The organism is Pseudomonas persica (genome assembly GCF_900291015.1).
Taxonomy (GTDB): Bacteria; Pseudomonadota; Gammaproteobacteria; order Pseudomonadales; family Pseudomonadaceae; genus Aquipseudomonas.
Genome location: NZ_OLKL01000044.1, coordinates 57,810 through 77,308, shown reverse-complemented (window position 1 = coordinate 77,308; position 19,499 = coordinate 57,810). Strand labels below are relative to the sequence as shown.

The 19,499-nt window shown below is 63.1% G+C and carries 19 protein-coding genes; all 19 read left to right on the top strand.

The features are described from left to right. Positions 1–288: 288 nt before the first annotated feature. The 19 genes from FQ664_RS20390 to FQ664_RS20295 all read left to right on the top strand — a co-directional run bounded on the left by FQ664_RS20390 (position 289) and on the right by FQ664_RS20295 (position 19,448). Positions 289–1,224: a ketoacyl-ACP synthase III gene (locus FQ664_RS20390; RefSeq protein WP_144174467.1), complete on the top strand. Its 936-nt coding sequence runs from the start codon at positions 289–291 to the stop codon at positions 1,222–1,224. Between the two features lie 251 nt (positions 1,225–1,475). Next, positions 1,476–2,327, top strand: a complete 852-nt coding sequence (locus FQ664_RS20385; protein WP_087503403.1) for a flagellin domain-containing protein — start codon at positions 1,476–1,478, stop codon at positions 2,325–2,327. Positions 2,328–2,400: 73 nt separating this feature from the next. Further along, positions 2,401–2,775 (top strand): flagellar protein FlaG, encoded by a 375-nt coding sequence (locus tag FQ664_RS20380; protein ID WP_144174465.1) that lies wholly within the window; start codon positions 2,401–2,403, stop codon positions 2,773–2,775. Positions 2,776–2,854: 79 nt separating this feature from the next. After that, positions 2,855–4,255 (top strand): flagellar filament capping protein FliD, encoded by a 1,401-nt coding sequence (gene fliD, locus FQ664_RS20375; protein WP_144174463.1) that lies wholly within the window; start codon positions 2,855–2,857, stop codon positions 4,253–4,255. A gap of 141 nt (positions 4,256–4,396) precedes the next feature. After that, on the top strand, positions 4,397–4,792 hold the full coding sequence (fliS, locus tag FQ664_RS20370) for a flagellar export chaperone FliS (RefSeq protein ID WP_144174461.1): 396 nt from the start codon (positions 4,397–4,399) through the stop codon (positions 4,790–4,792). Positions 4,793–4,806: 14 nt separating this feature from the next. Continuing rightward, a complete protein-coding gene (fliT, locus tag FQ664_RS20365) occupies positions 4,807–5,103 on the top strand; it encodes a flagellar protein FliT (protein ID WP_144174460.1) in 297 nt (98 codons plus the stop codon). A 170-nt stretch (positions 5,104–5,273) separates the two neighbouring features. Then, the gene (gene fleQ, locus FQ664_RS20360; protein ID WP_144174458.1) at positions 5,274–6,749 is read left to right on the top strand and encodes a transcriptional regulator FleQ; all 1,476 of its coding nucleotides are present in this window, start codon (positions 5,274–5,276) and stop codon (positions 6,747–6,749) included. A gap of 211 nt (positions 6,750–6,960) precedes the next feature. Continuing rightward, the gene (locus tag FQ664_RS20350; RefSeq protein WP_144174456.1) at positions 6,961–8,178 is read left to right on the top strand and encodes a sensor histidine kinase; all 1,218 of its coding nucleotides are present in this window, start codon (positions 6,961–6,963) and stop codon (positions 8,176–8,178) included. Beyond that, positions 8,178–9,533, top strand: a complete 1,356-nt coding sequence (locus FQ664_RS20345; RefSeq protein ID WP_144174454.1) for a sigma-54-dependent transcriptional regulator — start codon at positions 8,178–8,180, stop codon at positions 9,531–9,533. The genes FQ664_RS20350 and FQ664_RS20345 overlap by 1 nt, the downstream gene beginning before the upstream one ends. A gap of 146 nt (positions 9,534–9,679) precedes the next feature. Beyond that, positions 9,680–10,012 (top strand): flagellar hook-basal body complex protein FliE, encoded by a 333-nt coding sequence (gene fliE, locus FQ664_RS20340; RefSeq protein ID WP_144174452.1) that lies wholly within the window; start codon positions 9,680–9,682, stop codon positions 10,010–10,012. A 15-nt stretch (positions 10,013–10,027) separates the two neighbouring features. Further along, positions 10,028–11,806 carry a flagellar basal-body MS-ring/collar protein FliF gene (fliF, locus tag FQ664_RS20335; protein WP_144174451.1) on the top strand — a complete coding sequence of 593 codons (1,779 nt, stop codon included), beginning with the start codon at positions 10,028–10,030 and terminating at the stop codon, positions 11,804–11,806. Further along, the gene (gene fliG, locus FQ664_RS20330; protein ID WP_003257289.1) at positions 11,799–12,818 is read left to right on the top strand and encodes a flagellar motor switch protein FliG; all 1,020 of its coding nucleotides are present in this window, start codon (positions 11,799–11,801) and stop codon (positions 12,816–12,818) included. Before fliF ends, fliG begins: the two co-directional genes overlap by 8 nt. Positions 12,819–12,919: 101 nt before the next feature. Then, positions 12,920–13,690 carry a flagellar assembly protein FliH gene (gene fliH / locus FQ664_RS20325; RefSeq protein WP_144174449.1) on the top strand — a complete coding sequence of 257 codons (771 nt, stop codon included), beginning with the start codon at positions 12,920–12,922 and terminating at the stop codon, positions 13,688–13,690. Next, the gene (fliI, locus tag FQ664_RS20320) at positions 13,680–15,038 is read left to right on the top strand and encodes a flagellar protein export ATPase FliI (RefSeq protein WP_144174515.1); all 1,359 of its coding nucleotides are present in this window, start codon (positions 13,680–13,682) and stop codon (positions 15,036–15,038) included. The genes fliH and fliI overlap by 11 nt, the downstream gene beginning before the upstream one ends. A 6-nt stretch (positions 15,039–15,044) precedes the next feature. After that, positions 15,045–15,497: a flagellar export protein FliJ gene (gene fliJ, locus FQ664_RS20315; protein ID WP_144174447.1), complete on the top strand. Its 453-nt coding sequence runs from the start codon at positions 15,045–15,047 to the stop codon at positions 15,495–15,497. A 217-nt stretch (positions 15,498–15,714) separates the two neighbouring features. Next, entirely contained in the window at positions 15,715–16,020 is a 306-nt protein-coding gene (locus FQ664_RS20310) for an STAS domain-containing protein (protein ID WP_013973600.1), read from the top strand. 8 nt (positions 16,021–16,028) lie between these two features. After that, a complete protein-coding gene (locus tag FQ664_RS20305) occupies positions 16,029–17,720 on the top strand; it encodes a fused response regulator/phosphatase (RefSeq protein WP_144174445.1) in 1,692 nt (563 codons plus the stop codon). A 48-nt stretch (positions 17,721–17,768) separates the two neighbouring features. Further along, entirely contained in the window at positions 17,769–18,116 is a 348-nt protein-coding gene (locus FQ664_RS20300) for an Hpt domain-containing protein (RefSeq protein WP_144174443.1), read from the top strand. Between the two features lie 72 nt (positions 18,117–18,188). Beyond that, positions 18,189–19,448 (top strand): flagellar hook-length control protein FliK, encoded by a 1,260-nt coding sequence (locus FQ664_RS20295; protein WP_144174441.1) that lies wholly within the window; start codon positions 18,189–18,191, stop codon positions 19,446–19,448. Positions 19,449–19,499: the final 51 nt, after the last annotated feature.

The window sequence follows — 19,499 nt, the reverse complement described above, 5'->3', positions numbered from 1 at the left end:
ACTCGCTCCCGCCGGGATCGCGCGTTTTCTGATCCCGGCAGCAAATCTGTGGGAGCGGGCGCGCCCGCTTAGGGCTGCAAAGCGGCCCCAGCTTACCCAGTTTGTCGATTCGACAAAAAGAGCGTGACTTAAGAGTCAGAACGCGCATCTTCACTGTATATTGTCGAAACCGGGAACCGCCGCGTTGCCCCCGGACAAGCCGTCAGGGATCGGGAGCCACCCGTATCGCCTGGCGTTTTGCCGTTTGGCCTTGGCGGGTATTTCGCTGTTACTGAATTGGGAAGCCATATGATTGGCATTAAAAGCATCGCCAGTTACGTGCCCACTGAAGGCGTGGACAACTACGCGCAGGGCGCGAAATTCGGCAAGGACCAGGATTTCATCTTCGGCAAGATCGGCTCGACCTTCTTGCCGCGCAAGGAAACCGCCCAGGAAACCTCCGACCTCTGCGTAGAGGCTGCGAAGAACCTGTTCGCTGCCAATCCGTCGCTCGACCCGGCAGCCATCGACGCGGTGATCGTGGTCACCCAGAACGGCGATGCCGAAGGCCTGCCGCACACCGCAGCGATCGTCCAGCACAAGCTTGGCCTGTCGACCGCCGTGGCTGCCTTCGACATCTCGCTGGGCTGCTCCGGCTACGTCTATGGCCTGTACGCGATGAAAGGCTTCATGGAAGCCGCCGGGCTGAAAAGTGGCCTGCTGATTACCGCCGATCCCTATTCGAAGATCGTCGATCCCGAAGACCGCAATACCACCATGCTGTTCGGCGATGCCGCCACGGCCACCTGGATGGGCGAAGGCGCTGCCTGGCAGTTGGGCAAGTCGCTCTTCGGCAGTGACGGTGGCGGTGCCGAGCACCTGCGGACCACCGATGGCAAGTTCTTCATGAACGGCCGCCAGGTCTACAATTTCGCGCTGGTGAAAGTGCCGGCGCATTTGCAGCAGCTGCTGGAAGCCAGTGCTCTGGAGGCTGGCGACATCGATCTGTACTGTCTGCATCAGGGCAGCGCGGCGATCGTCGATGCTGTCTCGGCGCGCTTCGTCGAAGGCGAGCATAAGCAGAAGTTCGTCAAGGATATGGTCGAGACCGGCAATACCGTTTCGTCGAGTATTCCGCTGCTGCTTGAAAAGCACGTGATCGGCTCTCAGCACAAACGGGTGGCCTTGAGTGGTTTCGGTGTGGGCCTGTCCTGGGGGTCGGCGATCATCGAGCGGCGTGATTGACTGCTTGTCGCTGATCCAGGCGCCGCCGCTTCCAGGCGGCGTTTTTTTTATCCGAGTTGCACACTTCACGCCTGTAATCTGGCGTCAATTCCTTGATTTCATTGAGCTGGCAGGATGCCAGCAAATTTTTTCGAAAAATCGCTAAAGAAAGCCGCCCTGACGAAGATAACTATTACGAAGGTTCTCTGTGCCACACCCGGCGAATTGCCAAGGCCGGAAGCCGTAGTACCCAATCCAACGAGGAATTCGTCATGGCTTTGACCGTCAACACCAACACCACCTCTCTGGGCGTTCAGAAAAACCTGAACCGTGCTTCCGATGCACTGAGCACCTCGATGACCCGTCTGTCCTCCGGCCTGAAAATCAACAGCGCCAAAGACGACGCCGCCGGCCTGCAGATCGCTACCCGCATGACCTCGCAGATCCGTGGCCAGACCATGGCTATCAAAAACGCCAACGACGGTATCTCCATCGCCCAGACCGCTGAAGGCGCGATGCAAGAGCAGACCAACATCCTGCAGCGTATGCGTGAACTGGCAGTCCAGTCGCGAAACGACACCAACAGCACCCAAGACCGTGCAGCTCTGAACAAAGAGTTCGCACAAATGTCCGACGAGCTGAGCCGTATCGCCAAGTCGACCCAGCTGAACGGCAAGAACCTGCTGGACGGTACCGCTGGTGTCCTGACCTTCCAGGTCGGCTCCAACTCCGGTGCCAACAACCAGATCAGCATCAGCCTGGACAGCGGTTTCGATGCCCAGACCCTGAGCGTTGACTCGGCTTCCATCGCGATCACCGGTTCGACCAGCGCCGAAGCCGAAGCCAGCATGAACGCTGCTCTGGACGCCATCGACGCCGCTCTGCAAACCATCAACACCACCCGTGCTGACCTGGGTGCTTCGCAGAACCGTCTGACCAGCACCGTCAACAACCTGCAGAACATCAACGAGAACGCCGAAGCTGCCCGTGGCCGTGTACAGGACACCGACTTCGCTGCTGAAACTGCCCAGTTGACCAAGCAGCAGACTCTGCAGCAAGCTTCGACTTCGGTTCTGGCCCAGGCCAACCAGCTGCCATCCGCCGTACTGAAGCTGCTTCAGTAATCGCTGATGGTGACCAGCGGGGGAGTGCGCATTCAGGCGCTTCCCCCGCTTTTTCATTGCGAGGTGGCAAATCATGGACATGAGCGTCAAGCTTAACTTGTCCTACCCGACTTCTCGTCTGGCCGACCCGGTCGTCGACAAGCCGGTCGCCCGCTCGGCCGAGGTGCCGCGTGGCAGCGATGCGCTGGAACCCAAGGCGGTTACCGCTGCGGAAGGTACACATGATGCCGAAAAGGTGAAAAAGGCCGTTTCGGAAATCGAGAAGTTTCTCAGTTCGACCCGTCGCAACCTGGAGTTCTCCACGGACGAAGAATCCGGCAAGATCGTGGTCAAGGTCATCGCCAGCGAGACTGGAGAGCTGATTCGCCAGCTGCCCTCGGAAGAGGCGTTGCGGATTGCTCACAGCCTGAGCGATGTAAACAGTCTTTTGTTCGACGCCAAGGCCTGATTGGCGGCGAATGCTTCAGGGCGTTCCATGTCGGTCCTTGCAGGAGCGGGGCTGACGTTTCAAGAGAGGGATAACTGTCATGGCGAGTACCATTGTCTCCAGTATCGGCCTGGGTACCGGGCTGAACATCACCGAAATGGTCCAGGCGTTGGTGAGTGCTGACACTGCAGCGAAAAAGGCGCAGATCACCCGGCAAACCAGCAACAACGCTGCGATGATTTCCGGTGTGGGCTCGCTACGCAGTGCCCTGACGGCGTTCCAGGACGCCATGAAGAAGCTCAACGATCCGGACGCTCCGTCGTTCAACGCCTACGCCGCGAAGTCGGCCAACGAGGCGGTGGTCAAGGTGACCTCCAGCAACAAGGCTGTAGCCGGTAGCTACAGCATTGTGGTCGATAAGCTGGCGACCAGCTCCAAGGTTGCCAGTCAGCAATTCGCCGGCGGTTCGACCTCGGCCATCAGTGCTGGCCAGCTGACCGTGAGCCAGGGTGGCAACAGCTGGAACATCGACATCGCCAGCGGCGCCACCCTGGAAAGCGTGCGCGACCAGATCAACCAGGAGCTCAGTGCCCAGGGCGTCTCGGCCAACATCGTCAACGCCGAGGGTGGGGCGCGGTTGGTGCTCTCCTCCACCACTACGGGGGCTGGCTCTGACATTTCGCTCAGCGGTATTCCCGAGCTGCAGATCGATGGCACCACCCAGATGTCCGGCGCGGGTGCCGGCTACATCACGGAACTGGCTCATGATGCCGAGTTGACCATTGATGGCCTGAAGGTCACTAGTGCGAAGAACACCATCGACAGCGCCATCAGTGGCATGACGCTGGAGTTGACCGGTGTTTCCGCTCCCGGCACCAGCGCCAGCATCACGGTCTCGGCAGACAACGAGGGGCTGCAGAAGTCCGTCCAGTCGTTCGTCAACGCCTACAACACCCTGCAAAAGGCAATCACCTCGCTGACCTCCACTTCGCGAGATGATGACGACAACCTGGTGCTGGGGCCGTTGACCAACGACCCGACCACGCGCTCGCTGGTCAACGATATCCGCAAGGTGCTCTCTGAAGTGGGGGCGGGTGACCAGCTGACCACGCTGAGCCAGCTTGGTATCAACACCACCAAGGACGGTACCCTGGAGTTCAACTCCACCAAGTTCAACACGGCCATGAGCGACAAGAAGCTGGGCGCAGAGGTGCAGGAGTTGTTCACCGGCACCAATGGCATCTTCGCGCGCATGAACAAGGCCATTGATCCTTACAACTCCACCGACGGCAGCCTGGCTACGCGCAAGGCCAGCCTGGACAAGGTGGCCAAGAACCTGGCCGATCAACAAGTGGCGCTGGAGCGCCGCACCGAGTCGCTGACCGAGTCGCTGACCAAGAAGTTCGTCGCGATGGATACCGCGGTGGCCAAGCTCAATGCCCAGGCGAACCAGATCAAGGCCGTGTTCGAGGCCCTGAACGCCCAGGCGAAGAACTCCTGATCGGTACTGCACAGCGATAAAGAATAAAGCCCGACGGCGCCAGAAGGCGTGTCGGGCTCTTCTGTTGTGCGCCTAAAGTTTTTTGACGGCCCGGCGATACACAGGTACAAGCAACTTTTTTCGCTGCAACGAGGTAGATCGATGAACCCGATGTTGGCCCTTCGGCAGTACCAGAAAGTCAATGGTGTAGCCCAAACGTCCGAAGCCAGCCCGCACCGTCTGGTGCAGATGCTCATGCAGGGCGGCCTTGATCGTATGGCTCAGGCCAAGGGGGCGATTGCGCGCAATGACGTTGCGCAAAGGGGGATCCTCATCGGCAAGGCCATCGACATCATTGGTGGGTTGCGCGAAGGCCTGGACCTGGAAAACCACGGCGATAGCCTGGCCGACCTGGACAGCCTGTACACCTACATGAGTCGTCGGTTGATCGAGGCCAACGCCAAAGCGGACCCCGACATCATCGATGAGGTCGCGCGCCTGCTGATCACGGTGAAGGAAGGTTGGGACGCAATCGGCGATCAGTCGTCGGCTTCCTGATAAAGGAGGATGGCATGAGCGAAGTAATCGCCCGAATCGAGCAGACCCGGGAAATGCTGCTGGCGGCGCTGGCTGACCGTAACTGGGAAGCGGTGGGGGAGTTGGACCTGGAATGCCGCTTGCGCATCGGTGACATGGTGACCGAGGCGAAAGGCAATGAGGCCGATGTCAGTGCCAGCCTGGAGCAGTTGTTGGTCGTTTATCGCCAACTGATTGAAGTTGCAAGTGGCGAGCGTCAATCCCTGGTCGATGAAATGACGAAAATCCGTCAGGCGAAAAACGCCGCGAAGGTATACCATCTGTTCTCTTGACCACAGGCGTTGCCAAAAGCCATGCGCCATTAATTTGACTGGCTGGTGATTTTTGACTTTACTAGTGGCTGTTTTCGAATTTCAGACGTCCGAACACTGACCATTCAGTCGGAATGATGTCGAACACGCCCTTTGCTGGGCGCCGATATGACTAGGGAAGTTGCTATTGCATGTGGCGTGAAACCAAGATTTTGCTGATCGATGACGACAGCGCCCGCCGCCGCGATCTCGCGGTGGTGCTTAACTTCCTGGGCGAAGAAAACCTCGCTTGCTCGAGCCATGACTGGCAGCAAGCGGTCGAGCCGTTGTCTTCGAGTCGCGAAGTGCTGTGCGTGCTCATCGGCACTGTAAATGCTCCGGGCAATCTCCTTGGGCTCGTTAAGACAGTGGCCGGGTGGGATGAGTTCCTTCCGGTTCTGCTTTTAGGTGAAATTTCTTCTGCGGAGTTCCCGGAAGACCTTCGCCGCCGGGTGCTTTCCAACCTGGAAATGCCGCCAAGCTACAGCCAGCTGCTGGATTCGCTGCACCGTGCCCAGGTCTATCGCGAGATGTACGACCAGGCGCGCGAGCGTGGCCGCCAGCGCGAACCTAACCTGTTCCGCAGCCTGGTCGGTACCAGCCGTGCCATCCAGCACGTGCGGCAGATGATGCAGCAAGTGGCCGATACCGATGCCAGCGTGCTGATCCTGGGTGAGTCCGGCACCGGCAAGGAAGTGGTCGCGCGCAACCTGCACTACCATTCCAAGCGCCGCGAAGCGCCGTTCGTGCCGGTCAACTGCGGCGCGATCCCGGCCGAATTGCTGGAAAGCGAACTGTTCGGCCACGAGAAGGGCGCCTTCACCGGGGCGATCACCAGCCGTGCCGGGCGTTTCGAGCTGGCCAACGGCGGTACCCTGTTCCTCGACGAAATCGGCGACATGCCGTTGCCGATGCAGGTCAAGCTGCTGCGCGTGCTGCAGGAGCGTACCTTCGAGCGCGTGGGCAGCAACAAGACCCAGAGCATCGACGTGCGCATCATCGCCGCGACCCACAAGAACCTCGAGACCATGATCGAGGAGGGCACGTTCCGCGAAGACCTGTACTACCGCCTGAACGTGTTCCCCATCGAAATGGCGCCGCTGCGCGAGCGGGTGGAAGACATCCCGCTGCTGATGAACGAGCTGATCTCGCGCATGGAGCACGAGAAGCGTGGCTCCATCCGTTTCAATTCGGCGTCGATCATGTCGCTGTGTCGCCATGGCTGGCCGGGCAACGTGCGCGAGCTGGCCAACCTGGTCGAACGCATGGCGATCATGCACCCGTATGGTGTGATTGGCGTGTCCGAGCTGCCGAAGAAATTCCGTTACGTCGATGACGAAGACGAGCAGATGGTCGACAGCCTGCGCAGCGACCTGGAAGAGCGCGTGGCGATCAACGGCCACACACCGAACTTCAGCAACCACGCCATGCTGCCGCCCGAGGGCCTGGACCTGAAAGACTACCTGGGCAGCCTGGAGCAGGGCCTGATCCAGCAGGCGCTGGACGATGCCAACGGTATCGTTGCGCGTGCGGCTGAGCGTTTGCGCATTCGCCGTACCACCCTGGTCGAGAAGATGCGCAAGTACGGCATGAGCCGCCAGGGTGGCGAGGAGCAGGCAGAGGATTGACGCCTGGAGGCTGCCTGTACCGGCCTCTTCGCGGGTAAACCCGCTCCCACAGGTACTGCACAAGACTCGAAGCTTGCGCTGGCCTTGTGGGAGCGGGTTTACCCGCGAAGAGGCCGGCACAGACAACTCAAATCCCTATCTTCGGCACGGCTATTGCTACAGCGCTGGCAACATACCGTTTTTATGACGGTGAGCCACGCGAGAGAGTACGATGCCCCAGGCCGCCCACGTATCCCGAGCCCCCGATCCCCAGGGGCGAACCCCGGTCGAGCAGGAAAGCCGTCAGGGTGTCGAGCAGGCCTTCGCCCTGTTCAATCAGGTGTCCAGCCAGCTGAGCCAATCCTACAGCCTGCTCGAAGCCCGGGTCAGCGAGCTCAAGGGCGAGCTGGCGGTGGTCAGCGCCCAGCGCATCGATGAACTGAGCGAAAAGGAACGTCTGGCCAACCGCCTGCAGAACTTGCTGGACCTGCTGCCCGGCGGGGTGATCGTGATCGATGGCCAGGGCCTGGTACGTGAAGCCAACCCGGCCGCTCGCGAACTGCTCGGCGAGCCGCTGATCGGCCAGCTGTGGCGCCAGGTGATCGCCCGCAGCTTCGCCCCGCGCAAGGACGACGGCCACGAAGTCTCGCTGCGAGACGGCCGCCGCCTGTCCATCGCCACCCGCTCGCTGGATGCCGAACCCGGCCAGCTGGTGCTGCTCAATGACCTGACCGAGACCCGTCGCCTGCAAGACCAGCTGGCCCGCCACGAGCGCCTGTCGTCGTTGGGGCGCATGGTCGCCTCGCTGGCACACCAGATCCGCACGCCACTGTCGGCGGCCATGCTCTACGCCAGCCACCTGGCTGACCCTGAACAAGACCTGGGCGCGGAAACCCGTCAGCGCTTTGCCGGTACCCTGAAAGAGCGCCTGCACGAACTGGAGCATCAAGTGCGTGACATGCTTGTGTTCGCCCGTGGCGAGCTACCGCTGGGTGATCGGGTCACGCCAAAAGCCTTGTTCCAGGCGTTGCAGCAGGCGGCCCAGGCGCATGTGCAAGGGCACGCCGTGCGCTGGCAGTGCGACAGCCACCTGGGTGAGCTGTTGTGCAACCGTGACACCCTGATTGGTGCCCTGCTCAACCTGATCGAAAATGCGCTGCAAGCCAGCGATGGCGCGGCGCGCCTGAAGGTGCACCTGTTCCGTCGCGAGCGCAGCCTGCACCTGTGCGTAAGTGACGCCGGCAGTGGCATCGACGCAGACCTGCTGAGCCGCCTGGGCGAGCCGTTCCTGACCACCAAGGCCACCGGTACCGGCTTGGGGCTGGCCGTGGTCAAGGCCGTGGTGCGTGCGCACCAGGGCAAGATCAGCCTGCGCTCGAAGGTCGGCCGTGGCACCTGTGTGCGGGTGGAGCTGCCGTTGATCGATGGGCAGCTGGCGGAGGGCGTGTAATGGCGATCAAGGTGCTGTTGGTCGAGGATGACCGCGTATTGCGCCAGGCGCTGGGTGATACCCTGGAAATCGGCGGTTTCGCCTACCAGGCGGTGGGCAGTGCCGAAGAAGCGCTGGAGGCGGTACTGGAAGAGGCTTTCAGCTTGGTGATCAGCGATGTGAACATGCCTGGCATGGATGGCCATCAACTGCTGGCCCGGTTACGCCGACAGCAACCGCAATTGCCCGTGTTGTTGATGACCGCGCATGCCGCGGTGGAGCGTGCCGTCGAGGCGATGCGCCAGGGCGCCGCCGATTACCTGGTCAAACCGTTCGAGCCCAAGGCGTTGCTCAGCCTGGTCGAGCGGCATGCCGCCGGGCGCGTGGCTGAAGACGAAGGCCCGGTGGCGTGCGAGGCGGCCAGCCGCCAGTTGCTGGAGTTGGCCGCGCGCGTGGCGCGCAGTGACTCGACCGTGCTGATTTCCGGCGAGTCCGGCACCGGCAAGGAAGTGCTGGCGCGCTACATTCATCAGCAGTCGCCGCGGGCGGCGCAGCCCTTTGTGGCGATCAACTGTGCGGCCATCCCCGACAACATGCTCGAGGCCACCCTGTTCGGCCACGAGAAGGGGGCCTTCACCGGCGCCATTGCTGCCCAGGCCGGCAAGTTCGAGCAGGCCGAAGGCGGCACCTTGCTGCTCGACGAAATCTCGGAAATGCCAATGGCCTTGCAGGCCAAGCTGCTGCGCGTGCTACAGGAGCGCGAGGTGGAGCGGGTAGGCGGGCGCAAGCCGATCAGCCTGGATATCCGCGTGCTGGCCACCACCAACCGTGACCTGGCTGGCGAGGTCGCGGCCGGGCGCTTCCGTGAAGACCTGTACTACCGCCTGTCGGTGTTCCCCCTGGCCTGGCGGCCGCTGCGCGAACGCCCGGGCGACATCCTGCAGCTGGCCGAGCGCCTGTTGGCGCGCCACGTGGCCAAGATGAAGCACGCCCCGGTGCGCCTGTCGCCCCAGGCCCGGGCCTGCCTGCAGGCGCATGCCTGGCCGGGCAATGTGCGCGAACTGGACAACGCCCTGCAGCGGGCGCTGATCCTGCAGCAGGGCGGGGTGATCGAGGCGGCGGATTTTTGTCTGGCAGGCGCCATTCCATTGTCGGCCGGCATCGAGCCATCGCCTGAGGTGGCGGCCGAGGTCGGCGGGCTGGGCGACGACATGCGGCGCCATGAGTACCAGATGATCATCGACACCCTGCGCGCCGAGCGCGGCCGCCGCAAAGAGGCGGCCGAACGCCTGGGGATAAGCCCGCGCACCTTGCGCTACAAGCTGGCACAAATGCGTGATGCCGGGTTTGACGTCGAGGCCAGCCTGTTCGGTTGATTGACACCGCTCGCATTCTTCGCGGGTGAACCTGCTCCCACAGGGCTATGTTGCCTGAACCCTGTAGGCTGGCACCTTTGTTGCTTTAGGTTGGCTATCCGCCGCATGACTGTCAAAAAAATGCGGCCGCAGGAGAGAGAAGGGTCATGAGCCAAGGTGTTGAATTCAATCGTCTGATGTTGGACATGCGGGCCATGCAGGCCGATGCCATGTCGCTGCCCAAGGTGGCCGCAGCCCCCGAGCTGGCACCGGGGCAGAGTACCTTTGCCGACATGCTCGGCCAGGCCATTGGCAAGGTGCATGAGGCGCAGCAGGCTTCGACCCAGCTGGCCAACGCCTTCGAGATCGGCAAGAGTGGCGTCGACCTGACCGACGTGATGATCGCTTCGCAAAAGGCCAGTGTGTCGATGCAGGCCCTGACCCAGGTACGCAACAAGCTGGTCCAGGCGTACCAGGACATCATGCAGATGCCGGTTTGAGGACGGACGTAAACCATGGCTGAAGCAGTCGTCGACAACGCCCCTGCCAAAAGCGGCCCGCCAGCGGCCAGACCACCGCTGTTCGGCATGGCGTTTCTGGAAAACATCGCGCAGATGCCCATGCTGCGTCAGATCGGCCTCATGGTCGGCCTGGCCGCCAGCGTGGCGATCGGTTTTGCCGTGGTGCTGTGGTCGCAACAACCCGATTACCGTCCGCTGTACGGCAGCCTGGCGGGTATGGACACCAAGCAGGTCATGGATACCCTGGCCGCTGCCGACATCCCCTATAACGTTGAGCCCAATTCCGGCGCTCTGCTGGTCAAGGCCGACGACCTCTCCCGTGCGCGCCTGAAACTGGCGGCTGCCGGTGTGGCGCCGAGCGATGGCAATGTCGGTTTCGAGCTGCTCGACAAGGAGCAGGGGCTGGGTACCAGCCAGTTCATGGAAGCCACCCGTTACCGTCGCAGCCTGGAAGGCGAACTGGCGCGTACCGTGGCCAGCCTGAACAACGTCAAGGGCGCGCGCGTGCACCTGGCCATCCCGAAAAGCTCGGTGTTCGTGCGTGACGAACGCAAGCCCAGCGCTTCGGTACTGGTCGAGCTGTACCCGGGCCGTGCCCTGGAAGCCGGGCAGGTGATGGCCATCGTCAACCTGGTCGCCACCAGCGTGCCGGAACTGGACAAGTCCCAGGTCACCGTGGTCGACCAGAAGGGCAACCTGCTGTCCGAACAGATCCAGGACACCGCCCTGACCCAGGCCGGCAAGCAGTTCGACTACAGCCGCCGGGTGGAAAGCATGCTCACCCAGCGCGTGCACAATATCCTGCAGCCGGTGCTGGGCAATGACCGCTACAAGGCCGAAGTGTCCGCCGACCTCGACTTCAGCGCGGTCGAGTCCACCTCCGAGCAGTTCAACCCCGATCAACCGGCGCTGCGCAGCGAGCAGTCGGTTGACGAACAACGTGCCAGCAGCCAGGGCCCGCAAGGTGTGCCCGGTGCGCTGAGCAACCAGCCGCCAGGCCCTGCCTCGGCACCGCAGACCACCGGTGGTGCCGCTACCCCGGCCGCGGCCATCCAGCCTGGCCAGCCGCTGGTGGATGCCAACGGCCAGCAGATCATGGACCCGGCCACCGGCCAGCCAATGCTCGCGCCGTACCCGGCGGACAAGCGCCAGCAAAGCACCAGGAACTTCGAGCTGGACCGTTCCATCAGCCATACCCGCCAGCAGCAGGGGCGCATGACCCGCCTGTCGGTGGCGGTGGTGGTGGATGACCAGGTCAAGATCGACCCCGCCACCGGCGACACCAGCCGTGCGCCGTGGGGCGCCGAGGACTTGGCACGCTTCACTCGCCTGGTGCAGGACGCGGTCGGCTTCGATGCCAGCCGTGGCGACAGCGTCACGGTAATCAACGTGCCGTTCGCCGCCGACCGTGGCGAAGAGGTCGCCGACATCGCCTTCTACCAGCAGCCGTGGTTCTGGGACATCGTCAAGCAGGTGCTGGGCGTGGTGTTCATCCTGGTGCTGGTGTTCGGTGTGCTGCGGCCGGTGTTGAACAACATTACAGGTGGCGGCAAGCAGGCTGCCTCGGATAGCGACATGGAGCTGGGCGGCATGATGGGTCTGGATGGCGAACTGGCCAACGACCGCGTCAGTCTGGGTGGCCCGACAAGCATTCTGCTGCCTAGCCCGAACGAGGGTTACGAGGCACAGCTCAACGCAATCAAAGGCCTGGTGGCCGAAGACCCGGGCCGCGTTGCCCAGGTCGTGAAAGAGTGGATCAACGCCGATGAGTGATAACCGAGCCGTTACCGCCAAGCTGAGCCGCGTCGACAAGGCGGCGATCCTCCTGCTTTCGCTGGGCGAGACCGATGCGGCCCAGGTGCTGCGGCACATGGGGCCCAAGGAAGTACAACGGGTGGGTGTGGCCATGGCGCAGATGGGCAATGTGCACCGTGAGCAGGTCGAGCAGGTGATGAGCGAGTTCGTCGAAATCGTCGGCGACCAGACCAGCCTGGGCGTGGGCTCCGATGCCTACATCCGCAAGATGCTCAATCAGGCCTTGGGTGAGGACAAGGCCAACGGCCTGGTCGACCGCATCCTGCTCGGTGGCAACACCAGCGGCCTGGACAGCCTCAAGTGGATGGAGCCGCGCGCCGTGGCCGACGTGATCCGCTACGAGCACCCGCAGATCCAGGCCATCGTGGTGGCCTACCTCGACCCCGACCAGGCCGGCGAAGTGCTGAGCAACTTCGACCACAAGGTGCGCCTGGACATCGTCTTGCGCGTGTCGTCGCTGAACACCGTGCAACCGGCGGCGCTGAAGGAGCTGAACCAGATCCTCGAGAAGCAGTTCTCGGGCAACTCCAACGCGGCGCGCACCACCCTGGGCGGTATCAAGCGAGCCGCCGACATCATGAACTTCCTCGACAGCTCGGTGGAAGGTGCACTGATGGACGCGATCCGCGAAATCGACAGCGACCTGTCGGAGCAGATCGAAGACCTGATGTTCGTCTTCAACAATCTGGCCGACGTCGACGACCGTGGCATCCAGGCGCTGCTGCGCGAAGTGTCGTCCGACGTGCTGGTGGTGTCGCTCAAGGGCGCCGACGAGCGGGTCAAGGACAAGATCTTCAAGAACATGTCCAAGCGTGCCTCGGAGCTGCTGCGCGACGACCTGGAGGCCAAGGGGCCGGTACGGGTCAGCGATGTGGAAACTGCACAGAAGGAAATCCTCACCATCGCCCGCCGTATGGCCGAGGCCGGCGAGATCGTGCTCGGCGGCAAGGGCGCCGAGGAAATGATCTAAGGTATTCGCGATCTGAAGACCGACGCCGCCCCTTGTGGGCGCGGGTTTACCCGCTCCCACAGGGACCGTGTCGGCTGAACATGGTTTGAGAACATGACAGCATGCCCACCAAAGAACATCACCCCAGCGACCTGATCCGCGCCCGTGACCTCAAGGGCGTGGACGTATGGGCGCTGCCCAGCTTCGACCCGGAACCGGAGCCTGAGCCCGAACCGGAGCCGGAACCCGAGGTAATCGAGGAAGAAGTCGAGGAAGTACCGCTGGAAGAAGTCCAGCCGCTGACCCTGGAAGAACTCGAAGCCATCCGCCAGGAAGCCTATAACGAAGGCTTCGCCACCGGTGAGCGCGAGGGCTTCCACAGCACCCAGCTCAAGGTCCGCCAGGAGGCCGAAGAGGCCCTGAAAACCAAGCTGGAAAGCCTTGAACGGCTGATGACCAATCTGATGGAGCCGATCGCCGAGCAAGACACGCAGATCGAGAAAACCTTGGTCCATCTGGTGGCGCACATGACCCGCCAGGTGATCGGTCGTGAACTGCGGGGTGATTCCAGCCAGGTCACCCAGGTACTGCGCGAAGCGCTCAAGCTGCTGCCCATGGGCGCGGACAATATCCGCATCCATCTCAATCCGCAGGACTTCGAGCTGGTCAAGGCGCTGCGCGAACGCCACGAGGAAACCTGGCGGCTGCTTGAGGACAGCGCGCTGCTCCCGGGCGGTTGTCGCATCGAGACCGCTCACAGCCGCATCGACGCAACCATGGAAACCCGCATCGAGAAAGCCGTGGCGCAATTGTTCGACAGCTTGCATGAGCATTCCGTGCATCCGGCGGCGCCGGATATTTCCGTTGACCTGGCCAGCCCCGATGAAGCTTGAGCGGACCAGCTTCGGCAAACGTCTGGGCAGCTATGCCGAGGCCATCGAGCTGCCGTCCCAAGCCATCGTCGAAGGCCGCCTGCTGCGCATGGTCGGCCTCACACTGGAGGCCGAAGGCCTGCGCGCTGCGGTCGGCACCCGCTGCCTGGTGGTCAACGACGACAGCTACCACCCGGTGCAGGTCGAGGCCGAAGTGATGGGCTTTGCCGGGTCCAAGGTGTTCCTGATGCCGGTTGGTAGCATCGTCGGTATCGCCCCGGGTGCCCGGGTGGTGCCGCTGGATGACAGCGGCCGTCTGCCCATGGGCATGAGCATGCTCGGCCGGGTACTCGATGGCGCCGGCCGGCCGCTGGATGGCAAGGGCGGTATGAAGGCCGAGGACTGGTTGCCGATGGACGGCCCGGTGATCAACCCGCTCAACCGCGACCCCATCAGCAAGCCGCTGGACGTGGGCATTCGCAGCATCAACGGCCTGCTCACTGTTGGTCGTGGCCAGCGCCTGGGCCTGTTTGCCGGTACCGGCGTGGGTAAATCGGTGTTGCTGGGCATGATGACCCGCTTCACCGAAGCCGAGATCATCGTCGTCGGTCTGATCGGTGAGCGGGGCCGCGAGGTCAAGGAATTCATCGAGCATATCCTTGGTGAAGAAGGCCTCAAGCGCTCGGTGGTGGTCGCTTCGCCCGCTGATGATGCGCCGCTGATGCGCCTGCGCGCCGCCATGTACTGCACGCGTATTGCCGAGTATTTCCGCGACAAAGGCAAGAACGTGCTGTTGCTGATGGACTCGCTGACCCGTTTTGCCCAGGCCCAGCGGGAAATCGCCCTGGCGATCGGTGAACCGCCGGCCACCCGCGGTTACCCGCCGTCGGTGTTTGCCAAGCTGCCCAGGTTGGTGGAGCGGGCAGGCAACGGTGAGCCGGGCGGTGGTTCGATCACCGCGTTCTACACCGTGCTGTCCGAAGGTGACGACCAGCAGGACCCGATCGCCGACTCGGCGCGCGGCGTGCTCGACGGTCACTTCGTGTTGTCGCGGCGGCTGGCCGAGGAAGGCCATTACCCGGCCATCGATATCGAAGCCTCGATCAGCCGGGTCATGCCCCAGGTGGTCGATGCCGACCATCTGCGCCAGGCGCAAAAGTTCAAGCAGTTGTGGTCGCGCCTGTCGCAAAGCCGCGACCTGATAAGCGTGGGCGCCTATGTGGCTGGTGGCGATCCGGAAACCGACCTGGCCATTGCCCTGCAATCGAAGCTGGTGGAGTTTCTGCGTCAGGGCCTGCGCGAGAACGTGGGCATGGCGCCAAGCCGCGAACAGTTGGGGGCGATCTTCACGCCCCCGACGGCTGGTTGATAGGCCATGGCGCTGCCCGGACGCGCCGCGCGCCTGGCGCCGGTGGTGGACATGGCCGAGGAGGCCGAGCGCAAAGCGGCCCAGCGCCTCGGGCACTTCCAGCAGCAGGTGGCCACAGCCCAGGCCAAGCTGGCCGAACTCGAGCGGTTTCGTGAGGATTACCAGCTACAGTGGATCAACCGTGGCGGGCAGGGGGTCAATGGCAGCTGGCTGGTCAATTACCAGCGCTTCCTCGGGCAGCTGGAAACGGCCATGACCCAGCAGCGCCAGAGCCTGGTCTGGCACCAGAACAACCTCAACAACGCGCGTGGCACCTGGCAGCAGGCCTATGCCCGGGTGGAAGGCTTGCGCAAGCTGGTGCAGCGCTACATGGACGAAGCCCGGCAGGCCGAAGACAAGCGCGAGCAGCGGTTGCTCGATGAGTTGTCGCAGCGCCTGCCGCGGCAGAACCACCTATAGCCTGTACTGGCCTCTTCGCGGGTAAACCCGCTCCCACCGGTACGGCGCAGGATTCGAATTTGTGAAGATCCTGTGGGAGCGGGTTTACCCGCGAAGAGGCCGGGACAGGCAGTCCACATGTACCGCGCCGCATGCAGAATCGTGTGCTTGCCACCGCCGCCATCGCCTGCTAAACCTTTAAAGAGTTGCATCCGCCATCATCGAAGGAATCGCTAGCATGGCAGTCGAGACTGATTTTTCGCAGGATGGGAAAAAGCTGACGATCAAGATCAAGGGGCGTTTCGATTTCGGCAAGCACCAGGAATTTCGTGACGCCTACGAACGCCAGCCCAGCCGGCCCGATTCAGTGGTCGTCGACCTGAAGGACACCACCTATCTCGACAGTTCCGCACTCGGCATGCTGCTGTTGCTGCGCGACCACGCGGGCGGTGATGAGTCGGATGTGCGCGTGGTGCATGCAAGCTCGGATGTGCGCAAGATCCTCGCCATCTCCAATTTCGAAAAACTCTTCGATATCAGTTGAGCGTCGACATGCCGGCCGAACAGGCGTTGACCGTGCTGGTCGCCGAAGACGGTGCTGCCGACCGCCTGCTGCTGGCACAGATCGTCCGCCGGCAAGGCCATCAGGTATTCACTGCGGAAAACGGCGAGCAGGCGGTGGCGCTGTTCGTCGAGCGACGCCCGCAGCTGGTGCTGCTGGATGCGCTGATGCCGGTGATGGACGGTTTCGAGGCGGCGCGGCAGATCAAGGCTTTGGCCGGCGAGGCGCTGGTGCCGATCATTTTCCTGACCTCGCTCAACGAGGAGGAGGGCCTGGTGCGGTGCCTGGAGGCCGGTGGCGATGACTTCATGGCCAAGCCCTATAGTGCGGTGATCCTCGGCGCCAAGATTCGCGCCATGGACCGCCTGCGCCGGCTGCAGGCCACCGTGCTGGAGCAGCGCGACCAGATTGCCCGGCATCACCACCACCTGCTCAACGAGCAGCGAGTGGCCAAGGCGGTGTTCGACAAGGTGGCCCACTCCGGCTGCCTGGCCGCCCCCAACATCCGCTACCTGCAATCGCCCTATGCGCTGTTCAATGGTGACCTGATGCTGGCCGCGTTCACTCCGGCTGGCGACATGCGCGTGCTGCTCGGTGATTTCACCGGCCACGGCTTGCCGGCAGCGGTAGGGGCCATGCCGCTGGCCGAAGTGTTCTATGGCATGACCGCCAAGGGCTATGGCATGGCGCAGATCCTGCGGGAGATGAACGCCAAGCTCAAACGCATCCTGCCGGTGGACATGTTCTGTTGTGCGCTGCTGCTCAACCTCAGTATGCAGCGCGGTTCGGTGGAAGTGTGGAATGGTGGCATGCCTGATGGCTATCGCCTGGCGGTGGATGGCCAGGTGCTGTCTGCGCTGAGTTCGCGACACCTGCCGCTGGGCATTCTGGACGCCGAGCGTTTCGATGACAGCACCGAGGTGTTGCCGTTGGCGCCCGGCGAGCGCCTGCTGCTGCTGTCGGACGGCGTGCTCGACACCGCCGACGACGAGGAACGCCTGTTCGGCGTGCAGCGCCTGCGCAGGGTGCTGACCGACAACCGCGACCCGGCACGGCTGTTCGACGAAGTGATGCAGGCCCTGGAGCGCTTTGGCGGGCGCCCGCGCGATGACATCAGCCTGTGCGACATTCGGATGTTCAGCGCCGAGGAGCGGGTGCCGGCGCCGATGATCTACTCTGATAGCGGTCGCCCCAGCCCACTGGACTGGTCGCTGGGATTCGAGGTGCGTGGGCAGAGCCTGAAGCGCTTCAACCCGGTGCCCTACCTGGTGCAGTTGTTGCAAGAGATCCACGGCCTGCGCGCGCGTACCGGCAACCTGCACAGTGTGCTCAGCGAGCTGTATTCCAATGCCCTGGAGCATGGCGTGCTGGGCCTGGACTCGCAGCTCAAGCGCGATGTACAGGGCTTTGCCGATTATTATCAGGAGCGCGCTCGGCGCCTGGGGGGGCTGACCGACGGTTACGTGCGCATCGATTTCAAGGTTGAACCGCATGCCGACGGCGGGCGTCTGATGATCGAGGTCCGCGACAGTGGTGCCGGGTTCGATGTGCAGCGGGTGCTGTCGCGGCCCTCGCTGGAGCAGGGGCTGAGCGGGCGTGGCCTGAACCTGGTTCAACGGCTGGCCAACAGCGCGCGCTGGAGTGAGGGCGGGCGTTGCGCGCATGTGGAGTTCGTCTGGTGAGCCACTGGCTGGCTCGGGCATAATCTGGCTTGATCAAGGAGTGAACAAGTGACTGACATGCATATTGACCACAAGGTACTCAGCGACCTGCGTGAAGTCATGGAGGATGGCTACCTGCAGTTGGTGCAGACTTTTCTTGACGACTCCGAACGGCGCCTGGGCCAGCTGCACGCGGCCAAAAGTGCCGAAGAGCTCGGTTCGGCCGCCCACAGTTTCAAAGGCAGCAGCAGCAACATGGGCGCGATAGCCCTGGCCAGCCTGTGCCAGCAGCTGGAAGAGCGTGCGCGGCGGCCCCCGCTGTTTGGCATCGAGGACCTGGTCAATCGTATCGATCAGGAATTCCTTGAGGTGCAGCGCTTCTACCGGGGTGAGCAGCAACGCATTTCGGCGGGCTGATACGCGACTTGGCGCGAGTCTTGCCTGTCTCTGGCTGGATTATTTTTTTGTTTCTGGCGCGGAGACCGCTCGATGCCTGTCGCATCCAACCCATTGTTGCAAGCCTACGCCATTGCCAACACCTCGCGTTCGGCCACCGCACAGGCCGACAAGCCGCTGCAGGCGCTGGGCGACAAGAGCGACGGCTTCGACCAGGTGATGGCCCGGCAGGGCCGCGACAAGGCCGTCGGGCAGGACGACAAGGTCGCTCAGGCCAAGCCCAAGGACAAGCCCGAGGTGGCGCAGGGCGGCAAGAAAGCCGCTGCCGACAAACCTGCGGTTGCCGATGACGGCAAACAATTGCCAGCCGACGATCAGGCTCAGGCCGACACCGGCTTGCGCGATGCCAGCCTGGTTGCCGGCCAGGTCACCGACGCCCAGCCTGGCGCACAACTGATCCAGGCCCAGGCCGAGGCGGTGGCGCCGGTGTTGCAGGCCGCCACCACGCAGGTCACGGCCGCACTGCCCGAGGAGCCGGCCACCGAGGAAGCCTTCGATCCTGAAGCCGACCCTTTGGCCGGCCTGCCTACCTTGCGCCTGGCGCTGGAGCATAGTGCACAGGCCAAGGGGGTGACCTCGGCACATGCCCTGGACCCTGCGCAAGCTCAGGGCGAAGAGGGGCAGGTGGCCGTCAATACCTTGGCGAATCTGGTCGAGAATGGCGAGGGTGAAACGGGTGAGCCTGGCGACAAGGCCTTTGGTGCCTTGCTCGAAGATGGCCTGAAAGACACCAAGAGCGCCAGCAGCGATACGCGCGTCGACGATTTCGCCAGCCGCCTGGCAAACCTGACCCAGGCCGCCACGGCCAAGACCACCAATGCCGTGCCGGCCAATTCCGGGCCGTTGCACCAACCCTTGCCGATGAACCAGAACGCCTGGGCCGAGGGCCTGGTCAACCGGGTCATGTACCTGTCCAGCCAGAACCTCAAGTCGGCGGATATCCAGCTGGAACCAGCGGAGCTGGGCCGCCTGGACATTCGCGTCAATGTTGCGGCGGACCAGTCGACCCAGGTCACCTTCATCAGCGGCCACGCCGGCGTGCGGGACGCCCTCGACAGCCAGGTGCACCGCCTGCGCGAGCTGTTCGCCCAGCAGGGGCTGGCGCAGCCGGATGTCAACGTGGCCGATCAGTCGCGCGGGCAGCAACAACAACAGCAGCAGGCGCAGGGCAGCAACCTGTCCGGGGTGATGGCGCGCCGGGCCGAGCAGGGTGGGGACGAGGCGGTCGATAGCGCCCGGCCTGTGGAGCAGCAGGTGATTGTTGGCGACAGTGCGGTCGATTATTACGCGTAGATCTCGATTGCCTGTGCTGGTCTCTTTGCGGGTAAACCCGCTCCCACAAGT

Excerpts from the sequence above, each read along its gene's own strand:
- fleQ (WP_144174458.1), top strand. The coding sequence starts at position 5,274 with ATGTGGCGTGAAACCAAGATTTTGCTGATCGATGACGACAGCGCCCGC.
- fliS (WP_144174461.1), top strand. The coding sequence starts at position 4,397 with ATGAACCCGATGTTGGCCCTTCGGCAGTACCAGAAAGTCAATGGTGTA.
- fliE (WP_144174452.1), top strand. The coding sequence starts at position 9,680 with ATGAGCCAAGGTGTTGAATTCAATCGTCTGATGTTGGACATGCGGGCC.
- fliH (WP_144174449.1), top strand. The coding sequence starts at position 12,920 with ATGCCCACCAAAGAACATCACCCCAGCGACCTGATCCGCGCCCGTGAC.
- fliD (WP_144174463.1), top strand. The coding sequence starts at position 2,855 with ATGGCGAGTACCATTGTCTCCAGTATCGGCCTGGGTACCGGGCTGAAC.
- FQ664_RS20350 (WP_144174456.1), top strand. The coding sequence starts at position 6,961 with ATGCCCCAGGCCGCCCACGTATCCCGAGCCCCCGATCCCCAGGGGCGA.
- fliI (WP_144174515.1), top strand. The coding sequence starts at position 13,680 with ATGAAGCTTGAGCGGACCAGCTTCGGCAAACGTCTGGGCAGCTATGCC.
- fliT (WP_144174460.1), top strand. The coding sequence starts at position 4,807 with ATGAGCGAAGTAATCGCCCGAATCGAGCAGACCCGGGAAATGCTGCTG.
- fliG (WP_003257289.1), top strand. The coding sequence starts at position 11,799 with ATGAGTGATAACCGAGCCGTTACCGCCAAGCTGAGCCGCGTCGACAAG.
- FQ664_RS20310 (WP_013973600.1), top strand. The coding sequence starts at position 15,715 with ATGGCAGTCGAGACTGATTTTTCGCAGGATGGGAAAAAGCTGACGATC.
- fliJ (WP_144174447.1), top strand. The coding sequence starts at position 15,045 with ATGGCGCTGCCCGGACGCGCCGCGCGCCTGGCGCCGGTGGTGGACATG.
- FQ664_RS20390 (WP_144174467.1), top strand. The coding sequence starts at position 289 with ATGATTGGCATTAAAAGCATCGCCAGTTACGTGCCCACTGAAGGCGTG.
- FQ664_RS20295 (WP_144174441.1), top strand. The coding sequence starts at position 18,189 with ATGCCTGTCGCATCCAACCCATTGTTGCAAGCCTACGCCATTGCCAAC.
- FQ664_RS20380 (WP_144174465.1), top strand. The coding sequence starts at position 2,401 with ATGGACATGAGCGTCAAGCTTAACTTGTCCTACCCGACTTCTCGTCTG.
- FQ664_RS20385 (WP_087503403.1), top strand. The coding sequence starts at position 1,476 with ATGGCTTTGACCGTCAACACCAACACCACCTCTCTGGGCGTTCAGAAA.
- FQ664_RS20305 (WP_144174445.1), top strand. The coding sequence starts at position 16,029 with ATGCCGGCCGAACAGGCGTTGACCGTGCTGGTCGCCGAAGACGGTGCT.
- FQ664_RS20345 (WP_144174454.1), top strand. The coding sequence starts at position 8,178 with ATGGCGATCAAGGTGCTGTTGGTCGAGGATGACCGCGTATTGCGCCAG.
- fliF (WP_144174451.1), top strand. The coding sequence starts at position 10,028 with ATGGCTGAAGCAGTCGTCGACAACGCCCCTGCCAAAAGCGGCCCGCCA.